The sequence below is a fragment of the Dyadobacter sp. CY326 genome (assembly GCF_021390515.1).
Classification (GTDB): Bacteria; Bacteroidota; Bacteroidia; order Cytophagales; family Spirosomataceae; genus Dyadobacter.
On the sequence record NZ_JAJUXI010000014.1, the window covers coordinates 41,531 to 64,755 of the forward strand.

At 43.8% G+C, this 23,225-nt stretch carries 23 protein-coding genes; 14 read left to right on the forward strand and 9 right to left on the reverse strand.

Annotation, left to right across the window (positions count from 1 at the left end):
• Positions 1-23 precede the first annotated feature (23 nt).
• On the forward strand, positions 24-1,355 hold the full coding sequence (gene mtaB, locus LZG73_RS24390; protein WP_233855318.1) for a tRNA (N(6)-L-threonylcarbamoyladenosine(37)-C(2))-methylthiotransferase MtaB: 1,332 nt from the start codon (positions 24-26) through the stop codon (positions 1,353-1,355).
• 80 nt (positions 1,356-1,435) lie between these two features.
• On the opposite strand, the gene LZG73_RS24395 is transcribed toward mtaB, so the two are convergent.
• The 3 genes from LZG73_RS24395 to LZG73_RS24405 all read right to left on the reverse strand — a co-directional run bounded on the left by LZG73_RS24395 (position 1,436) and on the right by LZG73_RS24405 (position 4,733).
• Complete coding sequence (locus tag LZG73_RS24395; RefSeq protein ID WP_233855320.1) at positions 1,436-2,755, reverse strand: ammonium transporter; 1,320 nt, start codon at positions 2,753-2,755, stop codon at positions 1,436-1,438.
• Positions 2,756-2,804: 49 nt separating this feature from the next.
• Positions 2,805-4,028: a porin gene (locus LZG73_RS24400; RefSeq protein WP_409014360.1), complete on the reverse strand. Its 1,224-nt coding sequence runs from the start codon at positions 4,026-4,028 to the stop codon at positions 2,805-2,807.
• Between the two features lie 357 nt (positions 4,029-4,385).
• Entirely contained in the window at positions 4,386-4,733 is a 348-nt protein-coding gene (locus LZG73_RS24405; RefSeq protein ID WP_233855322.1) for a 4Fe-4S binding protein, read from the reverse strand.
• 128 nt (positions 4,734-4,861) lie between these two features.
• On the opposite strand from LZG73_RS24405, the gene LZG73_RS24410 reads away from it, so the two are divergent.
• Positions 4,862-5,884: an acyl-CoA reductase gene (locus tag LZG73_RS24410; RefSeq protein ID WP_233855324.1), complete on the forward strand. Its 1,023-nt coding sequence runs from the start codon at positions 4,862-4,864 to the stop codon at positions 5,882-5,884.
• On the opposite strand, the gene LZG73_RS24415 is transcribed toward LZG73_RS24410, so the two are convergent.
• Positions 5,881-6,663 (reverse strand): esterase family protein, encoded by a 783-nt coding sequence (locus tag LZG73_RS24415; protein ID WP_233855326.1) that lies wholly within the window; start codon positions 6,661-6,663, stop codon positions 5,881-5,883. The genes LZG73_RS24410 and LZG73_RS24415 overlap by 4 nt on opposite strands.
• A gap of 218 nt (positions 6,664-6,881) precedes the next feature.
• Between LZG73_RS24415 and LZG73_RS24420 the strand changes: the two genes are divergently transcribed.
• From LZG73_RS24420 to LZG73_RS24450, 7 genes are all read left to right on the forward strand, one after another.
• A complete protein-coding gene (locus tag LZG73_RS24420) occupies positions 6,882-7,589 on the forward strand; it encodes an esterase family protein (RefSeq protein WP_233855328.1) in 708 nt (235 codons plus the stop codon).
• Positions 7,590-7,610: 21 nt separating this feature from the next.
• A complete protein-coding gene (locus LZG73_RS24425) occupies positions 7,611-8,807 on the forward strand; it encodes a RimK family alpha-L-glutamate ligase (RefSeq protein WP_233855330.1) in 1,197 nt (398 codons plus the stop codon).
• Between the two features lie 21 nt (positions 8,808-8,828).
• On the forward strand, positions 8,829-9,929 hold the full coding sequence (locus LZG73_RS24430) for a carboxylate-amine ligase (protein ID WP_233855332.1): 1,101 nt from the start codon (positions 8,829-8,831) through the stop codon (positions 9,927-9,929).
• A gap of 115 nt (positions 9,930-10,044) precedes the next feature.
• Positions 10,045-10,887: a type 1 glutamine amidotransferase gene (locus tag LZG73_RS24435; protein WP_233855334.1), complete on the forward strand. Its 843-nt coding sequence runs from the start codon at positions 10,045-10,047 to the stop codon at positions 10,885-10,887.
• Complete coding sequence (locus LZG73_RS24440) at positions 10,880-12,073, forward strand: hypothetical protein (protein WP_233855336.1); 1,194 nt, start codon at positions 10,880-10,882, stop codon at positions 12,071-12,073. Before LZG73_RS24435 ends, LZG73_RS24440 begins: the two co-directional genes overlap by 8 nt.
• A gap of 62 nt (positions 12,074-12,135) precedes the next feature.
• Entirely contained in the window at positions 12,136-13,350 is a 1,215-nt protein-coding gene (locus LZG73_RS24445) for an aspartate aminotransferase family protein (RefSeq protein WP_233855338.1), read from the forward strand.
• Positions 13,351-13,352: 2 nt separating this feature from the next.
• Positions 13,353-14,231: an aldose 1-epimerase family protein gene (locus tag LZG73_RS24450; protein ID WP_233855340.1), complete on the forward strand. Its 879-nt coding sequence runs from the start codon at positions 13,353-13,355 to the stop codon at positions 14,229-14,231.
• Between the two features lie 9 nt (positions 14,232-14,240).
• Here the strand turns inward: LZG73_RS24450 and LZG73_RS24455 are convergent, their stop codons facing one another.
• The 5 genes from LZG73_RS24455 to LZG73_RS24470 form a co-directional block, all read right to left on the reverse strand.
• The gene (locus LZG73_RS24455) at positions 14,241-14,636 is read right to left on the reverse strand and encodes a type II toxin-antitoxin system HicB family antitoxin (RefSeq protein ID WP_233855342.1); all 396 of its coding nucleotides are present in this window, start codon (positions 14,634-14,636) and stop codon (positions 14,241-14,243) included.
• Positions 14,623-14,823 carry a type II toxin-antitoxin system HicA family toxin gene (locus LZG73_RS25745; RefSeq protein WP_409014361.1) on the reverse strand — a complete coding sequence of 67 codons (201 nt, stop codon included), beginning with the start codon at positions 14,821-14,823 and terminating at the stop codon, positions 14,623-14,625. Before LZG73_RS25745 ends, LZG73_RS24455 begins: the two co-directional genes overlap by 14 nt.
• A gap of 102 nt (positions 14,824-14,925) precedes the next feature.
• The gene (gene trxA / locus LZG73_RS24460) at positions 14,926-15,258 is read right to left on the reverse strand and encodes a thioredoxin (protein WP_233855344.1); all 333 of its coding nucleotides are present in this window, start codon (positions 15,256-15,258) and stop codon (positions 14,926-14,928) included.
• An 87-nt stretch (positions 15,259-15,345) separates the two neighbouring features.
• Positions 15,346-18,984, reverse strand: coding sequence for a DNA polymerase III subunit alpha (gene dnaE, locus LZG73_RS24465; RefSeq protein ID WP_233855346.1), 3,639 nt, complete (start codon positions 18,982-18,984; stop codon positions 15,346-15,348).
• A 45-nt stretch (positions 18,985-19,029) separates the two neighbouring features.
• Positions 19,030-19,701, reverse strand: coding sequence for a DUF2461 domain-containing protein (locus LZG73_RS24470; RefSeq protein ID WP_233855348.1), 672 nt, complete (start codon positions 19,699-19,701; stop codon positions 19,030-19,032).
• A 116-nt stretch (positions 19,702-19,817) separates the two neighbouring features.
• Here LZG73_RS24470 and LZG73_RS24475 point away from each other — a divergent pair, with 116 nt between their 5' ends.
• The 5 genes from LZG73_RS24475 to LZG73_RS24495 are packed head-to-tail and all read left to right on the forward strand — an operon-like array spanning position 19,818 to position 23,180.
• On the forward strand, positions 19,818-20,012 hold the full coding sequence (locus LZG73_RS24475; RefSeq protein ID WP_233855350.1) for a hypothetical protein: 195 nt from the start codon (positions 19,818-19,820) through the stop codon (positions 20,010-20,012).
• Positions 20,013-20,041: 29 nt separating this feature from the next.
• On the forward strand, positions 20,042-21,019 hold the full coding sequence (gene trpS / locus LZG73_RS24480; protein WP_233855352.1) for a tryptophan--tRNA ligase: 978 nt from the start codon (positions 20,042-20,044) through the stop codon (positions 21,017-21,019).
• Entirely contained in the window at positions 21,016-21,591 is a 576-nt protein-coding gene (locus LZG73_RS24485) for a phosphatase PAP2 family protein (protein WP_233855354.1), read from the forward strand. The genes trpS and LZG73_RS24485 overlap by 4 nt, the downstream gene beginning before the upstream one ends.
• A 39-nt stretch (positions 21,592-21,630) precedes the next feature.
• On the forward strand, positions 21,631-22,575 hold the full coding sequence (locus LZG73_RS24490; RefSeq protein ID WP_082216559.1) for a ribose-phosphate pyrophosphokinase: 945 nt from the start codon (positions 21,631-21,633) through the stop codon (positions 22,573-22,575).
• A gap of 38 nt (positions 22,576-22,613) precedes the next feature.
• Positions 22,614-23,180 (forward strand): 50S ribosomal protein L25/general stress protein Ctc, encoded by a 567-nt coding sequence (locus LZG73_RS24495; protein ID WP_233855356.1) that lies wholly within the window; start codon positions 22,614-22,616, stop codon positions 23,178-23,180.
• Positions 23,181-23,225 lie beyond the last annotated feature (45 nt).

Consider the following 23,225-nt stretch of genomic DNA (forward strand, 5'->3'; position numbering starts at 1 on the left):
ATTTTGCAGGATATTTGAAAACAATGAAAAAAGTCGCTTTTTATACATTAGGCTGTAAACTGAATTACTCCGAAACGTCGTCAATCGGGCGAATGTTTGAGCAAAAGGGATATACAAAAGTTGAATTTAACGAAACGCCTGATATTTTTATCATTAACACTTGCTCGGTTACGGAAAACGCGGACAAAAAATGTCGTAAAATCGTAAGGGAAGCACAAAAAATCAATGCGGATGGTTATGTGGCCATTATCGGCTGCTATGCGCAATTGAAGCCGAGAGAGATTTCCGAAATTCCGGGCGTTGACGCCGTTTTGGGCGCGGCTGAAAAATTTCGTCTGGTTGAATTGATTGACACATTTGAGAAAACGCCGCTGGGCCAACCTGCACAAGTGATCGCTTCCAGCATTGATCACGCGGTTGAATATCACACCTCTTACTCCCTCAATGATCGCACACGGACTTTTCTGAAAGTGCAGGACGGTTGCGATTATCCGTGCTCCTACTGCACCATTCCATTGGCAAGAGGCAAGAGCCGGTCGGACAGCATCGCGAAAATTGTGCAAGCTGCGCGGGAAATTGCGGCGAGAGATGTGAAGGAAATTGTTTTGACGGGTGTCAACATTGGCGATTTTGGTTTGCAAAACGGCGAGCGAAAAGAGACTTTTTTAGACCTGGTGAAAGCATTGGACGAGGTTGAGGGCATTTTACGATTCCGTATTTCGTCCATTGAGCCCAATTTGCTCACGGATAAGATCATTGAATTTGTCTCAAAATCAAAACGTTTCGCGCATCATTTTCACATTCCGCTGCAATCGGGTTCGAATGCTGTTTTAGGACTAATGAAGCGTCGTTATAAACGTGAGTTATATGCAGAGCGGGTTTTGAAAATAAAATCTTTAATGCCGGAATGCTGCATCGGCGTTGATGTCATTGTGGGCCACCCGGGCGAAACACAGCAATTGTTTGAAGAAAGTTATCAGTTTCTGAATGAGCTTGATATTTCTTACTTGCACGTTTTCACTTATTCCGAGAGAGAAAATACGGCTGCATTGAACATCAGGCCAATTGTCCCTAAAAATATTAGGGCGGATCGCTCGAAAATGCTGCATATTCTTTCAGAAAAGAAAAAGCGGTTTTTCTACGAGCAGCAAGTTGACAAGCGAGGCCTTGTGCTGTTTGAAGATGAAATCCAGAATGGACAAATGCTTGGATTTACCGATAATTATGTGCGCGTGGCTGTGAAATATGATCCTTTATTGATCAATGAAACCAAGGCAGTGCGTTATAGCTACATTAATGAATCGGGTTTGATGGAAGTAACAGAAGTTGAAGAATTTGCGCCTGTCTTGATCTAATCTTTTTATTTGCTCAATAAAAAAAGTCCGCCCCGGTTTTACCCGAGGCGGACTTTGCATTTATACAACGTTGAGAAAAATTACGCTTCTACAAGAAACTCATCGTGCTGACTGATATCCAGTCCAGCTTTCTCATCCAATTCAGATACACGCAGTGGTAAAATAAGGTCGGTGATTTTAAGCAATAACAATGAACCTCCGAAGGCGAAAACAGACACACCCACCAAAGCAATCACGTGATTGATAAACAATGTTGTTTCGCCGAAAGCAAGACCTTGATCCGTAACCAGTGAGTTAACACCGCTTGTTGCGAACACGCCAGTCATCAACATACCAACCATACCGCCTACACCGTGGCAAGGGAACACGTCCAATGTATCATCCAATGTAGAACGTGTGCGCAGGTGAGCAACATAGTTACTGATTACAGCAGCAATTGTTCCAATGAACAGGGAAGCAGGAACTGTTACGAAACCAGCAGCAGGCGTGATTGCCACAAGACCTACAACTGCACCGATACAGAAACCAAGCGCTGAAACTTTTTTGCCTCTTGCAACATCAAACAAAACCCATGAAAGACCAGCAGCACCTGCAGCAGTATTTGTAGTGGCGAAAGCAGAAACCGCCAAAGGAGAAGCTGTAAGCGCAGAACCTGCATTGAAACCGAACCAGCCGAACCAAAGTAAGCCTGTTCCCAAAAGAACAAATGGAATGTTTGCAGGAGGCAAAACGTGATCTTCCAATAGTGACTTGCGTCTTTTCAGATAAAGTGCACCAGCCAATGCAGCCCAGCCCGCAGACATATGAACAACCGTTCCACCAGCGAAGTCAAGCACACCCATTTTGAAAAGGATGCCATCCGCATGCCATGTCATGTGAGCAAGTGGCGAATAAATGAATATACAGAACAAAATAATGAACAAAACGTAAGAACGGAAGTTAACACGCTCAGCCATTGAACCAGTTACAAGCGCAGGCGTAATCACCGCAAACTTCATCTGGAACATTGCGAAAAGTGCGAAAGGAATTGTTCCCCAAACCGGGCCGTCCAAAACGCCTTTGAACATGAAGTGAGTCATTGGATTTCCGATGAATCCGCCGATGTCATCTCCAAATGCGATGCTGAAACCTATAACAACCCAAAGAACACTGATAACGCCCATTGCGATGAAGCTTTGAAGCATTGTCGAGATAACGTTTTTGTTGTTCACCATTCCGCCGTAAAAATAGGCCAAACCAGGAGTCATCAGCAAAACAAGCGCTGAGGATACAAGCAGCCATGCTGTGTCTCCGGAATTAATGCCCTCGGTAACGATCTGCGTCGGAACGTTGGGAATAAATGCACCGAGGATGCTGATTGCGAGCAGGATAATCAGTGGGATAAAATTACGTTTTTCCATTTTTGTAAATTGTTATTATAGGTAGATTAAGAAGGTATGTTATAAAAGATTAAAATTTGTAAATAAATGCAAGCCCGAAAGTAGTTTGGCTGTTTTTTGTGAATTCACCGTCCGAATCTTCAAACTGCTGCAATTCCGTGGCCCCGTTAACTTTTGGATAGGCATCCAGGCGGAATTCAGGCTTGACAAGAATGTGTCCGTCGGCAAGGCTGATGTTACCTGTAAGTGTAACAGAATTAACGCTTGTTCCGAGACCTGCGGCGGTCAACAGTCCACGAACTCCATTGTCATTGTTGAAATACTCGTAACGCGCTCCGATTCCGAAATTGTCAGTGATCGCTGTGTTGGCATACACGGCAACTCCACCCCATGATTCCGTGTCAACTGGACCTCCATAACCTTGGTAATCTCCTTTTTGGCTTCCGTAAGCGGCGTTAAGACCAAGAAGGAATTTCTCAGTAATCTGGAAACTCGTCGTCAAGTCAAAAACCTGGTAAAGACCTTCTGGTTGTTTACCCAGCGTGTCAGTGTTTGCTTCGTTGCTTCCGATGTAGTTAAGATACACATTCCAGTTTTCTACCGGCTTGAAATAAAGCTGGCTGATAATCCCTTTCGCGCGGTTGTTATCACCTAGCGCATCCACATTGTTAACAACGCCAACCATTAAGGAAGCTCTGTCCGAGAATGCATAAGTGGCTTTCAAACCAGCATGGTAAAACGGGCCATTGTTAAACAAGTTCGATAGCGAATAGTTGAAGTTAGCAGGCGCGTCAATCACCTCATACCCGATATGCGTTCCAAACTGTCCGGCAGTCATGGAAAACTTATCTGTGAATTTGTAAGTGAAGTAAGCCTGTTTGATGGCAAGTGCCGTGCTGGTTTTGGTTCCGTCGAGCGGGCTCAGCAAATTTCCGTAGTTACCATAATCTGCATTAGGACCGAATGTAAGGTCTACAACGGCTTCTGACTTTGCATTGGTGTAAGCAACTTTTGCCTGAACCAATCCCAAAGAAAACTGGCCTGATTTGCGGTCGAAAACGCGTGCGGTTCCCCTTGCGCCAAGGTTAGAGCGGGAAGCAGGTTTATTGAAATTCGCCATGTAATAAGAATCAAGATAACCGGAAAATGCAAACGCACCTTTGGCCTCTTCTTCGTCCTTCGCCTCAGTAACAACTATTGTATCCGCTTTGGCAGCTTTTTTCTCCTCATCTGACTTTGCAAAACCCAAAAAAGGAACCATCAAAGATAATACTGTGCAATAGACTTTTTTCATAATTATATTCTGTTTAAGTTAATATTACTTTCCGGCTGAATTGTTGAATCAAATATTGTACATAAATTGTATTAATCAAATATGCCAGCCAAAAATTATCCAAAAAAACACAATTTTCATTATTTTTTACTCTTTTTTATTGTTTTATAAACATAAATATCCTCTTTGAGCAAAATATCATTCAAAATTTAAATTTTGTATAACCGCATTTATACAAAATTTTATAAATGAGCAAGTAGCGGATTTAATAAGAAATTTTATTATTATAATGACATTCCGAGTAGCAAAGGCACAAAAAAAGCCCCGCTTGTGGCGGGGCTTGCAATCAACTGCAAAATCTTATTTGGTCAGCAGGTGCTATTCACCGTGCATCCATGCTTTTTTAGCAAGTAATGTATCTTGTTCTTCTTCATTGTCGGGATCAGGCACGCAGCAATCTACCGGGCAAACAGCCGCACACTGAGGTTCTTCGTGGAAGCCAACACACTCGGTGCATTTGTCGGAAACAATGTAATAAAATTCATCTGAAACAGGCGACTGTTTTTCTTTACCGCTAACCACGGTTCCGTCACCAAAATCCACCTCATCCAAACTAGTTCCGTCCCCCCAAGTCCACTCTACACCTCCTTCATAAATTGCTGTATTAGGGCATTCTGGCTCACACGCCCCACAATTTATGCATTCATCGGTTATCATTATAGCCATATCGCCGGATTGTTTATATTTGTTGCTATTTCTTCTGTCTAGAGTAACAAATATAACTATTTATAGTTTCCCAACAATCAGAAAAATAAAATGAATACCGTAATTTAACTTTTTACAGTTCCGTTAGAATGATATCAAGAATTGAGCGAATAAATGCATTTATAGATCTTGGAAAATTTATCACAAACCCTCAAAACGAACCCGTAATTGCGGAATGGATCGCGCGCGCCAACAGCAAAAACAATTGGTTTACACCTGAAAATGTGGCCCGGTCCCTGGGCGCGATTGCGACGCAATTTTTAAATGCAGACAAGCTGACCGCCTGGGCAGCGCAATATCCGGAGCCCGGTTCTTCCAAGAAAATTGGCGTTGTGATGGCTGGAAATATCCCTGCAGTTGGCTTCCATGACGCGCTTTCCGTGCTGGTGAGCGGTCATATTTTAATGGCGAAACCCAGCTCAGATGATCAGTTTCTCATTCATGCGCTGCTGGATACACTTGTGCAGATCGAACCGGCTTTTGGCGATTATATTCAGTTTGTCGAAAGGCTCAATGATGCGGACGCCTACATTGCCACGGGAAGTGATAACACTGCGCGTTATTTTCATTATTATTTTGCCAAAAAACCAAACATAATCCGCAAAAACAGGACTTCTGTGGCGGTGCTTTCGGGTGAGGAAAGTGTTGAAGAATTGCGTGCATTAGGAAGAGATGTGCTGCAATATTTTGGCCTGGGATGCAGGAATGTATCCAAGCTTTACGTGCCGGCTGGATATGATTTTACCAAGTTTTACGAATCCATTCAAGACCTGGATAAAACCTATCTGCATCATCATAAATACTTTAACAATTACGAATACAACAAGTCTATATTTCTCGTCAACCGCGTGCCGCATTTCGATAACGGCTTTTTGATCCTGACGGAAAGCAAAACCCTCGTTTCAGCCATCAGCGTGCTGCATTATGAGACTTATGAATCGATTGGGAAGATTGAGCAGCCGTTACAAGAACAGGCGGAAAAGATTCAATGTGTGGTTACAGACACGCCGCTCAACGCATCCGGCCTCATTGCATTTGGCAAAACGCAGGAACCAACCTTGAATGATTATGCTGACGCCGTGGACACAATGGCTTTTTTAGCAAAATTCTAATGTTGTGATTCGGCTAATGCCCATTTGAAAAATGCGGGAAGAGCCGCTGACCAGGTTTCCGGATTATGCTCCCCCATTTCAATTTCCGTGTAAAAAACGTCCCGGTTCCAGACATAACCTTTCTTTTCCAATTCCGCAATGCATTCTAGCGTATCCTGAATGGAATCGATGACGCCGTCACCATCGCGGTCATCATATTCGTCCAGTGAGCCACATTGAAACCAGAATCCAAGACCATTTTTTCTCGCTGAACTGGCAATGTGTGCGTGCATGATGCGGTCATAATGCTGATATCCGTCGTTCAATGCAGTCCTGCGCCACCATAACGAGCCGGAGAAAACGCCTGCTTTTGAGAAGGTTTCCGGATTGTTCCAGACTGCATCAAGCGCCATCAATCCACCAAGCGAGAAACCCGCATACACAATGCCTTCCTGAATTCGATAATCGGTCAAAAGAGACGGGAGCAATTCATTGACTACGAAGCTCGTTGTCCTGCCAGCTTTGTTGCCCCGGCCTGCATAATCCGCTTCGGCAGCCACGCCATATTCAAAAATCCGCTCATCATTTGCGTGAATCCCGACGATGAGCATCGGCGGAACTTCATTTGCAAGCTGCATTTCTCCCGCAATCGCTTCCATACGAAGCCGGTCAAAATCCTGTCCATCATTAAAAAGCACGAGCTTGTAAGCCATGTCAGGATTAAAGTTGATGGGCGGAATGATGGAAATAACCACTTCCCTTTCTAATGATAGTGAAAACAGATTTTTAGTGATTTGCAAAACAGATTCGTGGGACCCGGTCAAATGTAAAAGAGAATAATTTTATAAATAAGCCGCGCAAGTTAGAGCAATCGGGAGTGTTATAAAAGCCTGAGTTTAATTCAAAAGCATCGTCGCAAGCCGTTTTTGGGCACAGGAACATTCAAACACGATAATTTGCTTCCGATAATTTGTTTTGTATATTTCAATATCAATGGTATTTCGTTAAACAGTGCAGTTTGGAAGAGAAGCATATCAAATATTATTCGCATCACCTGGACCGGGAAGTGGACATGCTCGTCTACGGAAGCTGGGGATATCCCATTTTACTCTTCCCCACAACACTCGGAAGATATTATCAGGCCAAGGATATGGGCCTGATCGAGGCGGCTCGCTGGCTGGTTGAGTCTGGGAAATACAAGATTTATTGTGTCGATTCCATTGATGCCGAATCGTGGTATGCCAAGCATTTGAACCCGCAATATCGCGTGTTGAATCACATTCAATATGACAAGTTTTTGAACAATGAGCTTGTGCCATTTATCAGGCAATCGTGCAATGTGGAAAAAATAGGCGTTGCCGGGTGTAGTTTTGGCGGATTTCACGCGGCTAATTTTGCATTCAAACATCCCGAGCAAGTTGCTTACATGATCAGCATGAGCGGGGCTTTTGACATCCGGAGCTTTACAGACGGATTTTACGATGACACCGTCTATTTCAATAATCCGATGGACTTCATGCGCAACGAGCAGGGCTGGCGTTATGGCCATATGAAGATCGTGTTGGGCACTTCGGATTGGGATATTTGTCTCGATAGCAATTTGAAAATGTCAACGATCCTCGGTGAAAAGGGCATTGAACATTGGCTGGATATTCGCGGCTGGGAAAAACACGACTGGCCGCTTTGGAATAAAATGTTTCCTGACTATTTATCCAGGATTTTATAAAAACAAAACAAAAACCTCATTATGAAAAAGATTGGAATTTTGTTTGGAATGGAAAACACTTTTCCGAACGCATTTATTGAAAGAGTCAACAGTAAAAACAGCGGTTTTATCGCGGAAGCAGTCTCCATTGACAAAGTTGTTCAGGCTGACCCCACAGAATATGCCGTTATAATTGATAGAATTTCACAAGACGTTCCGTTTTACAGAGCATTCCTGAAAAATGCCGCACTTTCCGGCACGGCTGTCATCAATAATCCTTTTTGGTGGAGTGCCGACGAAAAATTTTTTAACAATGCATTGGCAGAAAAAATAGGCGTTCCTGTTCCAAAAACGGTTCTGTTGCCTTCAAAAGTGCGACCAGAAAATACGTCGGAAACGTCATTCCGCAACCTGGCTTTTCCAATGGCTTGGGAAGAGATTTTCCAATATATTGGTTTTCCTGCATACATGAAACCGCACGATGGCGGCGGCTGGAAAAGCGTTTACAAAGTGGTTAACCCGCACGATATGTGGCATAAGCATGAGGAAACGGGCCAGTTGGTGATGATGCTGCAAGAAGAGATCGAGTTTACAGACTATTTCCGCTGCTATTGCACTGGTCAAAAAGAAGTGCTGATCATGCCTTACGAACCTAGGAATCCGCATCATCTGCGCTATGCAGCAGAGATGAAGGCGACAGGTGAGGCTGGCGAAAAGCTTTTGGAAACGATCAAGGATTACACGCTCAGACTGAATATTGCGCTCGGCTACGATTTCAACACAGTGGAATTTGCTGTGCGGGATGGCATTCCAATTGCGATCGATTTCTGCAATCCAGCTCCCGACGCGGATATATATTCCGTGGGCCGTGACAATTTCGAATGGGTTGTAGAAGCAGCCGCAAATATGGCGATCGAGCGCGCACAGCGTGCGATTCCTGGCCAGACTAACTTAACTTGGGGAACATTTGTGAAGGACGCACTCGGCATTCCAGCTGCAACGAACGCAGCAATCACGTCTTCCGCTGCTATCGAGACGCCTGCTGTCTTCGAGCCAATTGTTGCACCTGCTGCTGCCAAGGAAGTCAAGGTCAAAACGGTTACACCTAAGAAAACATCGAAATTGGTCGAAGACAAAGGCGCGGAACCCGTTCCAAGCGAGCCGGAGCCTAAAATTCCGACCAAAAAGGCTGCTGCGACAAAATTTCCAGCAGCAAATTCCAAACTTAAAAAACCTTAATTAATTCGTTTACGCGCACTTATGGCCACTTTCACGCTGGGGATTGAGGAAGAATTTCAGACCATTGATCCGGTTACACGGAATCTGCGGTCGCACATGTCCAAGCTCGTCGAGGATGGAAAAATTACCCTGAAAGAACGGGTGAAAGCCGAAATGCATCAAGCCGTTGTAGAAGTCGGCACAAACATTTGTCACAACATTCAGGAGGCACGCGAGGAGGTTACTTATTTGCGCAAAATGATCCTGGATCTGGCTGAGAAGCAGAATCTGCAAGTTGCAGCTGCCGGAACGCATCCTTTTGCGGACTGGGTGGAGCAGCTCATCACGCCTGATCCGCGCTACGACGAGATCATTGACGAAATGCGCGACGTTGCGCGAGGCAATTTGATATTTGGGTTGCACGTGCACGTTGGCATTGAAAACCGCGATGAGGCCATTCAAATCATGAATGCGGTCCGGTATTTTTTGCCGCATATTTATGCATTGTCTACAAATTCGCCTTTCTGGTGCGGTCGAAATACGGGTTTCAAATCCTATCGGTCAAAGGTTTTTGATAAATTCCCAAGAACCGGAATTCCCGACTCCTTTTCGAGCGCGGCCGAATATGATGAATATGTGAGCCTGCTGGTAAAAACAAAATGCATTGACAATGGCAAAAAAATCTGGTGGGACATTCGCGTTCACCCATTTTTTGACACCATTGAATTCCGCATGTGCGACGTGCCCATGCGTACGGATGAGACCATTTGTCTGGCCGCCATCATGCAGGCGCTTGTCGCGAAAATTCACAAATTGCATCGCATGAACTTGACATTCAGGCCGTATCACCGCATGCTGATCAATGAAAATAAATGGCGTGCTGCGCGCTACGGAATTCATGGCAAGCTCATAGACTTTGGAAAACAGGAAGAAGTTGAATACAAACATCTTGTCGGAGAATTGCTTGAATTCATTGACGACGTGATTGATGACCTGGGCAGCAGGAAAGAGGTGGATTACATTCATCAGATTATGGAAATGGGAACGGGCGCTGACCGGCAACTGGCTGTTTTTGAACAAACTGGCAGTATGAGCGCGGTGGTGGACTATATTGTGGCTGAAACCAAAATCGGCCTCGTTTAATGTTTATATTTTCGGCGCGGCACGAACTAATAGCCCACCAGGTTGTTAAATCACTTTACCTTGGTTTGATACATAATCAGTTAATGGTTAGCTCCTAACGGACGGCCTCAATAAAATGAATGATAACAAAAAGCATTTCCGGATTGCAATTCTGGACATGTACGACGGCTTTGAAAATGAGGGAATGCGTTGCATTAAAAAGATTGTGACAGCATTTGGTGAGCGGGAATCTGTGGCCGTGACTTACACTATTTTTGATGTGAGACAAAAACTTGAAGTGCCCGGAATGGACTTCGATGCCTATATTTCTACTGGCGGCCCGGGAAATCCGTCGCCTGTTGGTGAAGCGTGGGAAAAGCGGTTTTTTGGTTTTTTAGATCAAATTTTCCAGTTCAATCTAAACCGCCATAACAAGACAAAAAAGCATCTTTTTCTGATCTGCCATTCGTTTCAGATGGCGTGCATTCACTGGCAACTTGCTGGTGTGAGCAAACGAAGAAAGACGTCGTTTGGCACATTTCCTGTGCACAAAACGGCCTCCGGAAGGAAAGATGCAATGCTTAATGCATTGGCTGATCCTTTTTGGATTGTCGATTCGCGCGATTTTCAGGTTACGCAACCCAACCAATTTGCGATGGACAATATGGGTGCCAAACTGCTTTGTCTCGAAAAAATAAGGCCTCATGTTCGTTTGGAGCGAGCTGTGATGGCCATTCGGTTTTCAAAAGAGATTGTTGGAACGCAGTTTCACCCGGAAGCCGATGCGGAAGGCATGCTGCGTTACTTTTTACGAGAGGATAAAAAAGCAGGCATCATTGCCAACCATGGCGAAGCAAAATACAATGACATGATCGCAAATTTGAATGATCCCGATAAAATCATGATGACCGAGTCGGTGGTTATTCCCGCCTTTCTTAAAAATGCATTGACCAAATATTTTCAGCCTGCCTATGCATAAGCAAGCGCGAGAAGCATTCAACAGCTCTTTCACAGACAGCAAATACAAAGCGTTTGTCAATTCGTTCGAAGAAGATTTCCCGGGACAACTGGATTTTCGCGTTGCGGAAACACCCGTTTTTGTGCCAAAAGATTTGTTGGAAAAAATTAACATTGCTTCGAAGGAGATTATAAAGACATTGCGTTTTCCCAAATTCATTTCAAATACGGAAAGAGCTGTTCCCGCTGGCCAAAGCGTGCCGAATGAAAACGGTCACACATCGTTTCTGGCCATTGATTATGCCATTTGCAAAGACGAGGCGGGCGATTTCACGCCACAACTCATTGAGCTGCAAGGATTTCCTTCTGTATTTGGTTATCAAGCCTATCTTTCTGAATTGTTCAAAAAGCACTTCGACATTCCTAAGCAGTTTCATTATGGTTTTGGATCGGAGTCATATGAAGCCTACATTCAAAAGCTGAAAGAACTGATCATTGCCGATGAAAATCCCGAGAATGTTATCCTGCTTGAAATCTTTCCGGAGAAACAAAAGACAAGAATTGATTTTGCAGTAACAGAAGCAATGCTGGGCATTAAAGCGGTTTGTTACACCAAATTAATCAAAGAAGGTAGGACGCTTTATTATGAAAAAGACGGCCGAAAAATCCAGGTAAAACGCATCTATAACCGCCTGATTTTTGATGATTTGCTCAATTATCCGGATCTGCAAACGAGTTATCATTTCACCGACGACGTAAATGTGGCTTGGGTTGGGCATCCAAACTGGTTTTTCAGGATCAGCAAATTTTCTATCCCGTTTCTCAAAAGTGAATACATTCCAGAAACGAGATTTGTGAGTGATTACAATGGTGATTTTCCGCAAGACTTGGAAAATTATGTGCTCAAACCCTTATTTTCATTTGCAGGCGCAGGTGTGCAGTTGCATATCAAGGAATCCGATCTAACCTCCCTGCCCGATCCGGAAAATTACATTTTGCAGAAAAAAGTTGTCTATGCGCCAGTAATTCAAGCACCGGACGGCCTGGTCAAATGTGAAATCCGCATGATGTACGGCTGGAACGACAATGGTGATAAACCGGAACTCCTTATCGGACTGAGCAGACTGAGTCGCGGTGAGATGATCGGTGTGCGCTACAACAAGGACTTCACCTGGGTTGGTGGCAGTGCAGTGTTTTTCGAAATATAAAGTTTAATACATTTTACCAATTCAATAAATAAAATACTTTTCAAAAGTATTTATCTTTTAGAATGCATATATCACATCGCCAGCACTTTTTCGACCACCTAGCACAAACCTCAGAATATCCGCTTGCATTAGAAATTGAGAAAGCTGAGGGCATTTACATGTATAGTCCTGACGGGAAAAGTTATATGGACCTGATTTCCGGCATTGCCGTAAGTAATGTTGGGCATAGGCATCCGAAGGTGCTTGCGGCAGTTCATGAGCAATTGGACAAACACATGCACCTGCTCGTTTACGGCGAATATGTGCAAAGTGCGCAAGTGCAATTGGCCAAAGCATTAACCAAAACGCTCAATCTCCAATCGCCACATCCGTCTCCCTATGGTCTGATTAACAATGTTTATTTTACCAATTCAGGCACAGAGGCAGTTGAAGGAGCGATGAAACTGGCAAAGCGTTTTACCGGACGTGACGGGTTTGTATCCTGTTTCAATGCATATCACGGAGCGACGCAGGGTGCGCTTAGTCTGGCAGGAGCTGAGTTTTTTAAGCGAAACTTTCGTCCGCTCTTGCCGGGCGTAACACACATTAATCACGGCTATTTACCTGATCTTGAAAGAATTACCGATAAAACTGCCGCAGTCGTCATTGAAGTTATCGGTGGAGAATCCGGCGTTCGCGTTCCTTCCGAAGATTATTTTCCTGCTTTGCGACATAAATGCACGGAAGTTGGTGCTTTGCTGATTTTTGATGAAATCCAAACAGGTTACGGCCGCACCGGATCGTTCTGGGCGTTTGAGCAGTTTGGCATTTATCCGGATATTTTGTTGAGTGCCAAAGGAATGGGCGGCGGCATGCCGATTGGCGCATTTATGGCTTCTCAGGAAATCATGGCTGTTTTTAAAAACAACCCAATCCTGGGTCATATCACCACTTTCGGCGGTCATCCCGTCAGTTGCGCTTCCTCACTTGCCGCATTGCAAGTCACACTGGAAGAAGATTTGCCGGGCTCAGCCATTCAAAAAGGAGCACTTTTCAAGTCATTATTGGTGCATCCTGCGATTAAAGAATTCCGGGGAAGAGGTTTGATGCTCGCGGCAGAAATGCAATCTTTCGAAAAATTGAAACACACGATTGACCGTTGCATTGAGCGCGGCTTGGTTACGGACTGGTTTTTGTTTTGCGACAATGCCATGCGCATCGCACCGCCGTTAATCATTTCAGAAACGCAGATTAGAGAGGCTTGTGAAATTATTTTAGCAGTTTTAAACGAAGCATAACAATGAACCATTCGATTGAAAACCAATATTTGAAAGTTGCTGTCCGGGAAACTGGTGCCGAACTTACCCAGATCCAATCAACCGTTACAGGAAAAGATTTTCTATGGAATGCTGATCCGAGCATTTGGCCCAGCCATGCGCCCGTTTTATTTCCGGTCATTGGCGCGATTAAAAATGGGTTTGTCAAATATAAAGGCCAGCAATACGAAGTTCCGCGTCACGGCATTATCCGCAATAACACTGATGTGAAATTTGTGGGGGAGACGGATGATAGTCTCACATTCGGACTGAAATTCAGCGACAAAACATTGAAGATTTATCCATTCGAATTCGAATTTCTGATCACTTACAGACTGGATGCAAACAAATTAGTCGTTGATCATAAGGTAATTAATCATGGGGACACGGAAATGTTGTTCTCATTGGGAGGGCACCCGGCGTTCCAATGTCCGCTCCATGACGACGAAGCCTATGAAGATTATTATCTTGAATTTTACGCAGTCGAAAATGACTCTACGTGGCTTTTGGAAAAAGACGGCTTAGTAGGTAAAACTACAAAACCAATTTTAGAAAACACTAATGTCCTGCATTTGAACAGACATTTGTTTGACAACGACGCGCTGATTTTCAAACACTTAGTTTCCAAACAAGTAAGCCTCCGCAGCACAAAATCTCCACAAGTTATCACCGTGCATTACGATGATTTCAAATATCTGGGAATTTGGGCAAAGCCCGCCGGCGACTTCGTCTGCATTGAGCCCTGGCTAGGCTTAGCCGACAACGCAGATTCGGATCAGAATTTTGAAACGAAGGAAGGAATTATGAAACTCGCCGCAGGCGATTCCTTCGAGGCCAAGTTTGTGATTGAGATTAATGAATGATCAAACGCGCTATAATTTAAGCGCCAACAACTCACTGCCCAGTTGGTGCAATGCAGCTTCGATCCGCCTAGCTTGCGCTGGGCGGGGCTTTTTCAAACCAGAAGCATAGTGATTGAGTTGCTTCTCGTTAATCCCGGTTAAACGTGCTATGCCGGTTTGGCTGAAAATGCCTTTATAATATGTCAAGAAACTTCCGACATCCAGTTTCCATTCAATTTCGTATTCTCCTTTTAATGCGGCAGGAATGTTTTTTTCGTCAAAAGTTTTGATAATTTCAATGCATTCCAAAATCGATTCCTTTACTTCCTTAATCGTCTCTCCGCCGCCATTAATTCCTCTTACATTTTCGGAATGAGCCCCAAAAAAATCTTTGCTTCGAGCAATGACTACCTTAATGATTTTCATCTTGTTTTTTATCTAAACCCATGATCTTGATTGCCGCCAACCGTGTAGGTTCGGGCATCTCTTTGGAACCGTGATTGGCAACCGCATAAGTTGTGTTTCCTTTCTTATAAATGCAATGACTGCCGCGCGTTCTGGCAAGCAACCACCCATTTCGCCGTATCAAACGATGAAACTCTGAATATTTCATAGTGCGTGACTAATTATAAAAGTATACAATTATATACCATTTATAAAGTAGTCACAAAAAAAGCCTCCGAACGGAGGCTCTCAATTATTTGCCGGCAAAAATTTAAACCGTAGCTTCGATCTGCGCATTTAATTTATCTTCCAAAGTTGTTTTTGGCACAACGCCTACAACTTTGTCTACTAATTGTCCGCCTTTAAAAATCATCAATGTGGGGATACTGCGAATGCCAAATTTTGCTGGCACAGCCGAATTCATATCCACATCCATTTTACCAATAACTGCTTTGCCCTCGTATTCGCCAGCCAATTGTTCTACAACCGGTCCGATCATTTTACAAGGACCGCACCACTCAGCCCAAAAGTCTACAAGTACTGGTTTGTCTCCCTGAATAAGGTCTTCAAAGGTGCTATCGGTAATTTCAAGTGCTTTTCCCATGTTGAAAAAATGTCTAATGTTATTTTATAAATCTGATGTAATAAGGATTATTGCTATCTAAAAGTTCCTGATTTCCTTGTCATCCGGTCAGTTTAGAAAGAATTTCACGCCATGAAATCCATTAAGCACTTTAAACAATTCGTTGGTTGGCGCAACCCTGTAACCGCGGGACACCATTTCCACTTCCAAATGCGTTTCGGGGTCAATAACAGTCATATTAACGGCGCACGCACCAGGGTGATTCCCAAAGGTTTCGTTCAATAAATGGATGAATTGCGCATCGATCTGGTCCAAGGTCAGGTTAATGCGAATCTTCCGGCACATTTTCTCGCGGATCTCGGTAAGCAGTTGAATCTGAGAAATTTTGAATTCAAATTGATCTTCTTGTTTCCAGCGATTTTGCACTTTGCCTTTGATGTAAAGGAATTGCCCAATCTGCAAGTAATTTTTAAACCGGATATAATCTTCTCCGCCCAAAAGCATTTCCATCGAGCCGCGGTAATCCTCGATTTTGAAGATCATAAACAAGCTGCCATTGCGCGACATGCGCTCCTGCGCACTCGTAACAATGCCGCCCACACTGATTTCCTTTCCAAAATATTTCGGAGCTTTTTCATTCTCCCCAATCTCCATCACCTTATCGACCGTGCAATTGCAGAAATTGTCCAGCTCCACCCGGAATGTATCCAGCGGGTGGCCCGAAATATAGAAACCGACGACTTCCTGCTCATAACGAAGTTTTGCAAGATCGTCCCAAGCCATAACATCGGGCGCTTTTGGTTTTGCAATTTCAGCCCCGCCACCTGAATGACTAAACAAATCAACCACGCCGCCACCTTGTGCTTTGTTGGCGTAACGAATCAGCTTTTCAATAAAAGTAAGGTTATCATTTGCATCCGTTGCAAAATATTGCGCCCGGTGATATTCAGGAAAACAGTCAAATCCACCCGCATAGGCCAGACTTTCAATAGTTTTCTTATTGACTGTGCGAAGGTTAACCCGCGTCATAAAGTCAAAAATATCCTTGAACGGACCATTCTGATTTCTTTCCTCAATGATTGATTCCACTGCCGCGTCGCCGCTCCCTTTCACTCCCGCCAGTCCAAAACGAATTTCATGTTTTTTATTGGCATTGAACTGCCGATCCGACTCATTAATGTCTGGCCCTAAAACTTTCAAACCCTGCGCTTTACACTCTTCCATAAAGAATGTAATCTTCTCAATGTTGCCCAGCGAGCTTGTTAACACGGCTGACATATATTCCGCCGTGTAATGCGCTTTCAGATAAGCCGTTTGATAAGCGACGAAAGCATAACATGTTGAGTGTGATTTGTTAAACGCGTAAGACGCAAATGCTTCCCAGTCCGTCCAGATTTTTTCGAGCTTTTTAGCGTCCAATCCTTTCTCTGCGCCTCCTTTCATGAAGTCGCCCTTCATTTTATTCAGCGTCTCTATCTGCTTCTTACCCATTGCTTTACGCAATGTGTCGGCTTGTCCTTTCGTGAAGCCACCCAGCTTTTGGGACAAAAGCATTACTTGCTCCTGATAAACCGTAATTCCGTAAGTATCAGCTAGATATTCTTCCAGTTCCGGCAAATCGTAAGTGATTTCCTCCTGGCCATTCTTTCTTCTGATAAAGTTCGGAATGTAAGCGATCGGACCCGGACGATAAAGTGCATTCATGGCGATCAAATGCTCGAAACGATCAGGAATCAGGTCGCGCATGTGCTTCTTCATCCCATCGGATTCAAACTGGAAAATCGCATTGGTTTCGCCTTTTTGGAACAATTCGAACACTTTTGGATCGTCCAGCGGAATGTCGTCAATGACAATGTCGACATTATGATTTTGCTTGATGAGCCGCAACGCTTCCTTAATAATGGTCAGGTTTCGCAGACCCAAAAAGTCCATTTTAATAACCCCGGCGTCCTCAATGATCTTTCCCTGATATTGGGTGATCAAAAAATCAGAGTCCTTGGATGTGCTTACCGGGATAATTTCGGTCAAGTCACTGGGCGCAATGATGATCCCGGCGGCGTGAATGCCTGTGTTCCGCACCGTTCCTTCCAGCCTTCTGGCTTCTTGTAACACACTCGCCTGCAAGTCGTTACCCTGTGCTATGGCGCGCATTTTCTTCACATTATCAAGCTCTTCGGGCGCAATTCCTTCTTTTTTGGTCAAACTCCCCTCTCCTTCCAGCGGCGCTGTGAAGATGCGGTTGAGCGTCATATTATAGGTAGGCTTGTCCGGAACCAGCTTTGCAAGCGCATTCGCCTCGATCAAAGGCAAATCCATCACGCGGGCCACATCCTTAATTGCCGATTTCGCGGCCATTGTGCCATAAGTAACAATTTGCGCGACCTGGTTGTAACCATATTTTTTAACAACATAATCAATCACCTTCTGACGACCTTCATCATCAAAATCCGTGTCAATATCAGGAAGTGAAATACGATCGGGATTCAGGAAACGTTCGAAAAGCAGATCGTATTTAATGGGATCAATGTTGGTAATCCCGGTGCAATAGGCAACCACAGAACCAGCAGCAGAACCACGGCCTGGGCCAATGAAAACGCCCATTTTACGGCCGGCATCAATAAAGTCGGCAACAATAAGGAAGTAACCCGGAAAACCCATGTTCCGGATTGTCTGCAATTCAAAATTAAGCCGATCTTCAATTTCGGGCGTTATGGTGCCGTATTTAAACTTCGCGCCTTCAAATGTAATGTGCTTTAAATATTCCCACTGGTTTAACACATCGGCCGTAAGTTCCTTTTTACCAGCCATATCCGACAGCGTGTGCGTCTTGAATTCCTCGGGGATTGGGAAGTTGGGCAGCAGAATGTCCTTGCGAAGATCCAGCGCTTTTATTTTGTCAACGATCTCATTGGTGTTGTCCAGCGACTCGGGTAAGTCGTTGAACAGCTTCATCATTTCACTTGTATTTTTGAAATAAAACTGATCATTAAAAAACGCGAAACGCGAGCCTTTGGGAATGCCTTTGTCATCATCAAAATCCTTTGCAGATGGCGTGCTTTGCTTGTCTCCCGTGTTGATACACAGCAAAATATCATGCGCATTCCAGTCTTCCTGATCGACATAGTGCGAATCATTGGAAGCAATGATTTTCACATTATATTTCCTTGCAAATCTTACAAGAACTTCATTTACAATGTATTGATCGCGAATTTCGTGGCGCTGCAACTCCACATAAAAGTCGTCCCCGAAAAGATCCAGCCACCATTTGAATTCCTTCTCTGCCTCTTCTTCCCCTTTCCGAATGATCGTTTTGGGAATGATGGCCCCAATGCAGCAAGTCGTCGCAATTAAGCCTTTATGATATTTGACAATCAGTTCTTTATCAATCCGCGGATACTTGCCATACATCCCCTCTATAAACCCGAGCGAACACATTTTGACAAGATTTTTATAGCCAATTTCATCTTTCGCCAAAAGCAGCTGATGGTGCCGAACGTCCTTTTTATCCTTCGTAAACTGCCTGATATGCCGATCCTCAACAACATAAAATTCGCATCCTACAATCGGCTTAATGCCTTGTTTATTGCCCTCAGCAACAAATTCGAACACGCCAAACATGTTGCCATGATCCGTGATCGCGACAGCAGGCATGTTGTCTTCTTTTGCTTTCTTGAAAAGCTTTTTTATATCAGCCGCACCGTCCAAAAGGGAAAATTGCGTGTGGCAGTGCAAATGGGAAAATTGCATATTATAGGATTTGGAATGGGAAACGGGGATTAGAACTTACGACAATCAGGACTCCGCAGGCTGTTCATATATAACATAATTCATATAGTCCGTAAAAGGTTTAAGAATGGATATCCCTTTTACGACCATTTTCCCAAAGTCTTTGGAAGTCACCTCTTTATCGGTGTAATTGTGCGAGAAAAAAAGTTGCTTTTGTTTGAGCAGCTCGATTTCCGGATGGTCTTTTGCGTAGCCTTTTGGTGTCGTTTTCAAGGCCTCACCTTCAATGGTCGGGAAATATGCATGAAATTCCTGGTCATGAATGATTTGCTTCAATTCATCCGCATTATAATCGATTTCCTGTCGAAACCTTGCAAGCTGCTCAGGCGTGGTTTCCCACATTCCGCCGCCTAAGAACGTCTTGTTGCCCGGCTGGATTTGCAGATAATAATCAATCTTCCCCGCTTTTTTACCGCCCGGACCGATGCCGGCGCTTAGGTTATTTTTGTAGGGTGTTTTATTTTTTGAGAACCGGATATCGCGGTTGATTCTGTAAATGCACTCTTTAACCTGCAAATTTCCCAGATCCTGAAACTTGCCGACTTCTTCAATGACATAGGCAATCAGTTTTTCCAAATCGCCTTTCGCAGCGTCGTAATCTTGTCTATTTTGCAGGAACCAATCTCTGTTGTTGTTTTCGGCTAGTTGTGAAAGGAAGTGAAGTGTTTTGGATTCCATTGTATCTTGGTGAGGCTATAAAATTCAAATTTACTACGTTTTGTAATTCAATTTAACGAATTTTGCCAAATTAGAAATCGGAAAATTTCTTAAAAACTGATAATCAGGCGAAAGCTATGAACGTGCAGTTTTTGACAGATGAGCATGGTGAAAGAACACATGTTCTGCTCCCTATTAAAGTCTGGAAGAAAATGCAGAAGGACTTGCAAAAACAGAAATTCAAAGATTCGATTACCAGCGGTTTAAGAGAGGTAAAATTGATGGAGGAAGGTAAAATAGCCGAGCCTAGCATCGAAGAATTATTCAAGTGAATCAATACAATAATACAAGTAACATTTAAATGGCCAGAATCCTAACAGGCATTCAAAGTAGCGGGAGGCCCCATTTGGGGAATATTTTGGGAGCGATTGTTCCCGCGATTGAACTGTCAAAAAACCCGGAGAACGAATCTTTTTTTTTCATAGCAGACCTGCATTCACTCGTATCGATCAAGGACGGACAATTGCGACACGAATATGCACGCGCCATTGCTGCAACCTGGCTTGCATTTGGTTTTGATTTCGAAAAAAATATATTTTGGAGACAATCGAGGGTGCAGGAACACACTGAACTGGCTTGGTATTTAAATTGCTTCACGCCGTTTCCAATGCTGGCGAACGCAACGTCGTTCAAGGAAAAATCAGAAAAACTTGCCGATGTGAATGCTGGATTGTTCACATATCCTGTTTTGCAGGCCGCAGATATTTTACTTTATAATGCCAACATCATTCCCGTTGGCAAAGACCAGAAGCAGCATTTGGAAATGACAAAGGACATTGCCAATCGCTTCAATCAGATCGCAGGAGAAGACATTCTGGTGCTTCCCGAGCCACAGATCGACGAGCGCATTATGACCATTCCTGGCCTTGACGGACAGAAAATGAGCAAGTCTTACCATAATTACATTGATATTTTTCTTGCTGAAAATGAGTTGAAGAAAGTCATCAAAAAAATCGTTTCCGATTCGAAGGCCCTGGAAGAGCCCAAAGATCCGGAAAGTGATATCACATTTAAACTTTATAGCCTGCTCGCATCGGAAAGTGACGTGGAAACGATGCGTCAGCATTATCTGAATGGTGGTTATGGTTACGGACATGCTAAACAAGCGCTTTTGGAATGCATGCTCGATAAGTTCGCCGAGCCACGTCGCAAATTCAACTATTATATGGAGAATCCGGAAGAGCTCGAATCCATATTGACCACCGGAGAAAAAAAGGCGCGTGCGATTGCCCAGGACACCATTGCCAAAGTCCGTAAAGTATTGGGATTCAGCTCATGACAGAAGGTGTCGACATGCTGATCCATTATGATCAGGAGCTTTTTCTGTGGATAAATGGTCATCACACGCCATGGCTCGACACGCTCATGTATTGGATTACGTATAAATACACCTGGGCGCCCATGTATGCGACTCTGATTGCATTGCATTTGCGAAAAGACTGGAAAAGAGGATTGATTCAAATCGCAGTTGTGCTGGTTGCGGTGATTATTGCCGACAAGATTACTTCGGGTTTCATGAAACCCTATTTCCTCAGATTCCGGCCGTGTCATGAGCCAGCGTTGCAGGGATTGGTGCATCAGGTGACCGGTTGCGGCGGACTATATGGGTTCGCCTCCTCTCATGCTTCAACCAGTTTTGCAGTGGCGATTACCTGGTTTGTATTTTTGAGAACACGCTTCAATTATATGTGGGTTTTGTTCGTCTGGGCTGCAATTTACTCATATAGCAGGGTTTACGTAGGCGTACATTATCCTGCAGACATTATTATTGGGACCGCGATCGGACTGCTTGTTGGATGGCTCTGTCTCAAATTTTACCAGACTTTTTTGGCTAGATATTACCTTAATTGATTGATTTTATATAATTTTGCGCAAATTTTAGTTTGGCCAATGGGTTCATTTAATACAGTAAAAATATTTTCGGGAAGTCAATCCGAGTATTTGGCCAAAGACATTGCCAGATATTATGGCAAAGAGCTCGGAGGATATACTTTGAGAAAATTCAGTGACGGAGAGCTTTCGCCCAGCTTTGAAGAATCAATCAGAGGCTGCGATGTTTTCCTGATCCAATCTACTTTTCCTCCGGCCGACAATTTACTAGAATTACTCCTAATGGTGGATGCCGCCCGTCGCGCTTCTGCACATTATGTGACCGTTGTAATCCCTTATTTCGGTTACGCCAGGCAAGATAGGAAAGACAAGCCGCGCGTGGCCATCGCTGCGAAAGTGGTTGCCAACCTGCTGACTTCCGTTGGCGTGGATCGCCTGATGACGGTTGATTTGCACGCTGGACAGATCCAGGGCTTTTTCGATTTGCCCGTTGACCACCTTGAAGGAACTTCGATTTTTGTTCCTTATATCAAATCCCTGAATCTAAAAAACCTGCTTATTGCGTCTCCCGATATGGGCGGGGCAGCCCGGGCACGAAATTTTGCTAAATTTTTAAATGTCGACATGATCCTTTGCGATAAGCATCGGAAACGGGCGAATGAAATTGCCAGCATGCAGGTGATCGGGGACGTTGAAGGAATGGATGTCGTGTTGGTGGATGACTTGATCGACACCGGTGGAACGCTCTGTAAAGCGGCCGAATTGATCATGGAAAAAGGAGCAAATTCGGTGCGCGCCATTAGTACTCACGCAATTATGTCGGGAAAAGCGCACGAAAACATTGCCAATTCTGTTCTTGAAGAATTGATCATCACCGATACAATTCCTTTGAAGCAACAAAATGAAAAAATACGCGTATTGTCCGTTGCAGAATTATTTGCAAAAGCCATAGGGCGCATTCGTGATCATGAATCTATTAGTTCTTTGTTTATAAATTATCAGTAAATTTTTTATTTTTTTAACTTTCTAATTAAAATATTCTTATGAAAACGCATGAGATTGTAGGGTTTAAAAGAGCGAATCTCGGCAAGACGGAAGCAACCGAACTTCGTTCACAAGGTTATGTTCCGTCTGTGCTGTATGGTGGAGCTGAGCAGGTTCATTTTTATGCACCGGCTATGTTGTTCCGCGAATTGCTTTTCACACCGGATATTTTTAATGTTACACTCAATATCGAGGGTACTTTATATAATGCCATCTTGCAAGAAAGACAGTTTCACCCAGTTAACGATTCATTGATTCATGCAGACTTTTTGCAGATTGTCGATGGAAAAGAAGTTAAAGTTGACGTACCCGTTAAATTGACCGGCACTTCAACAGGTGTAATGAAAGGTGGTAAAATGAACCAAAAATTGCGTAAATTGCGCTTACAAGGTTTGGCTGAAAACATTCCAGACTATGTAAATGTTGACGTTACTGAGCTGGATTTAGGAAAATCTGTTAAAGTTGGTGCAGTAAAGGCTGAAAATTTTGTTATATTAACAGCCGCAAGCAATCCGATTGCTTCAGTTGAGATCCCACGTGCACTGAGAGGTACACTTGGCAAGTAAGTATTTTATTTTTCATGGCTAATAGATGCAAACGTGCCGACCATT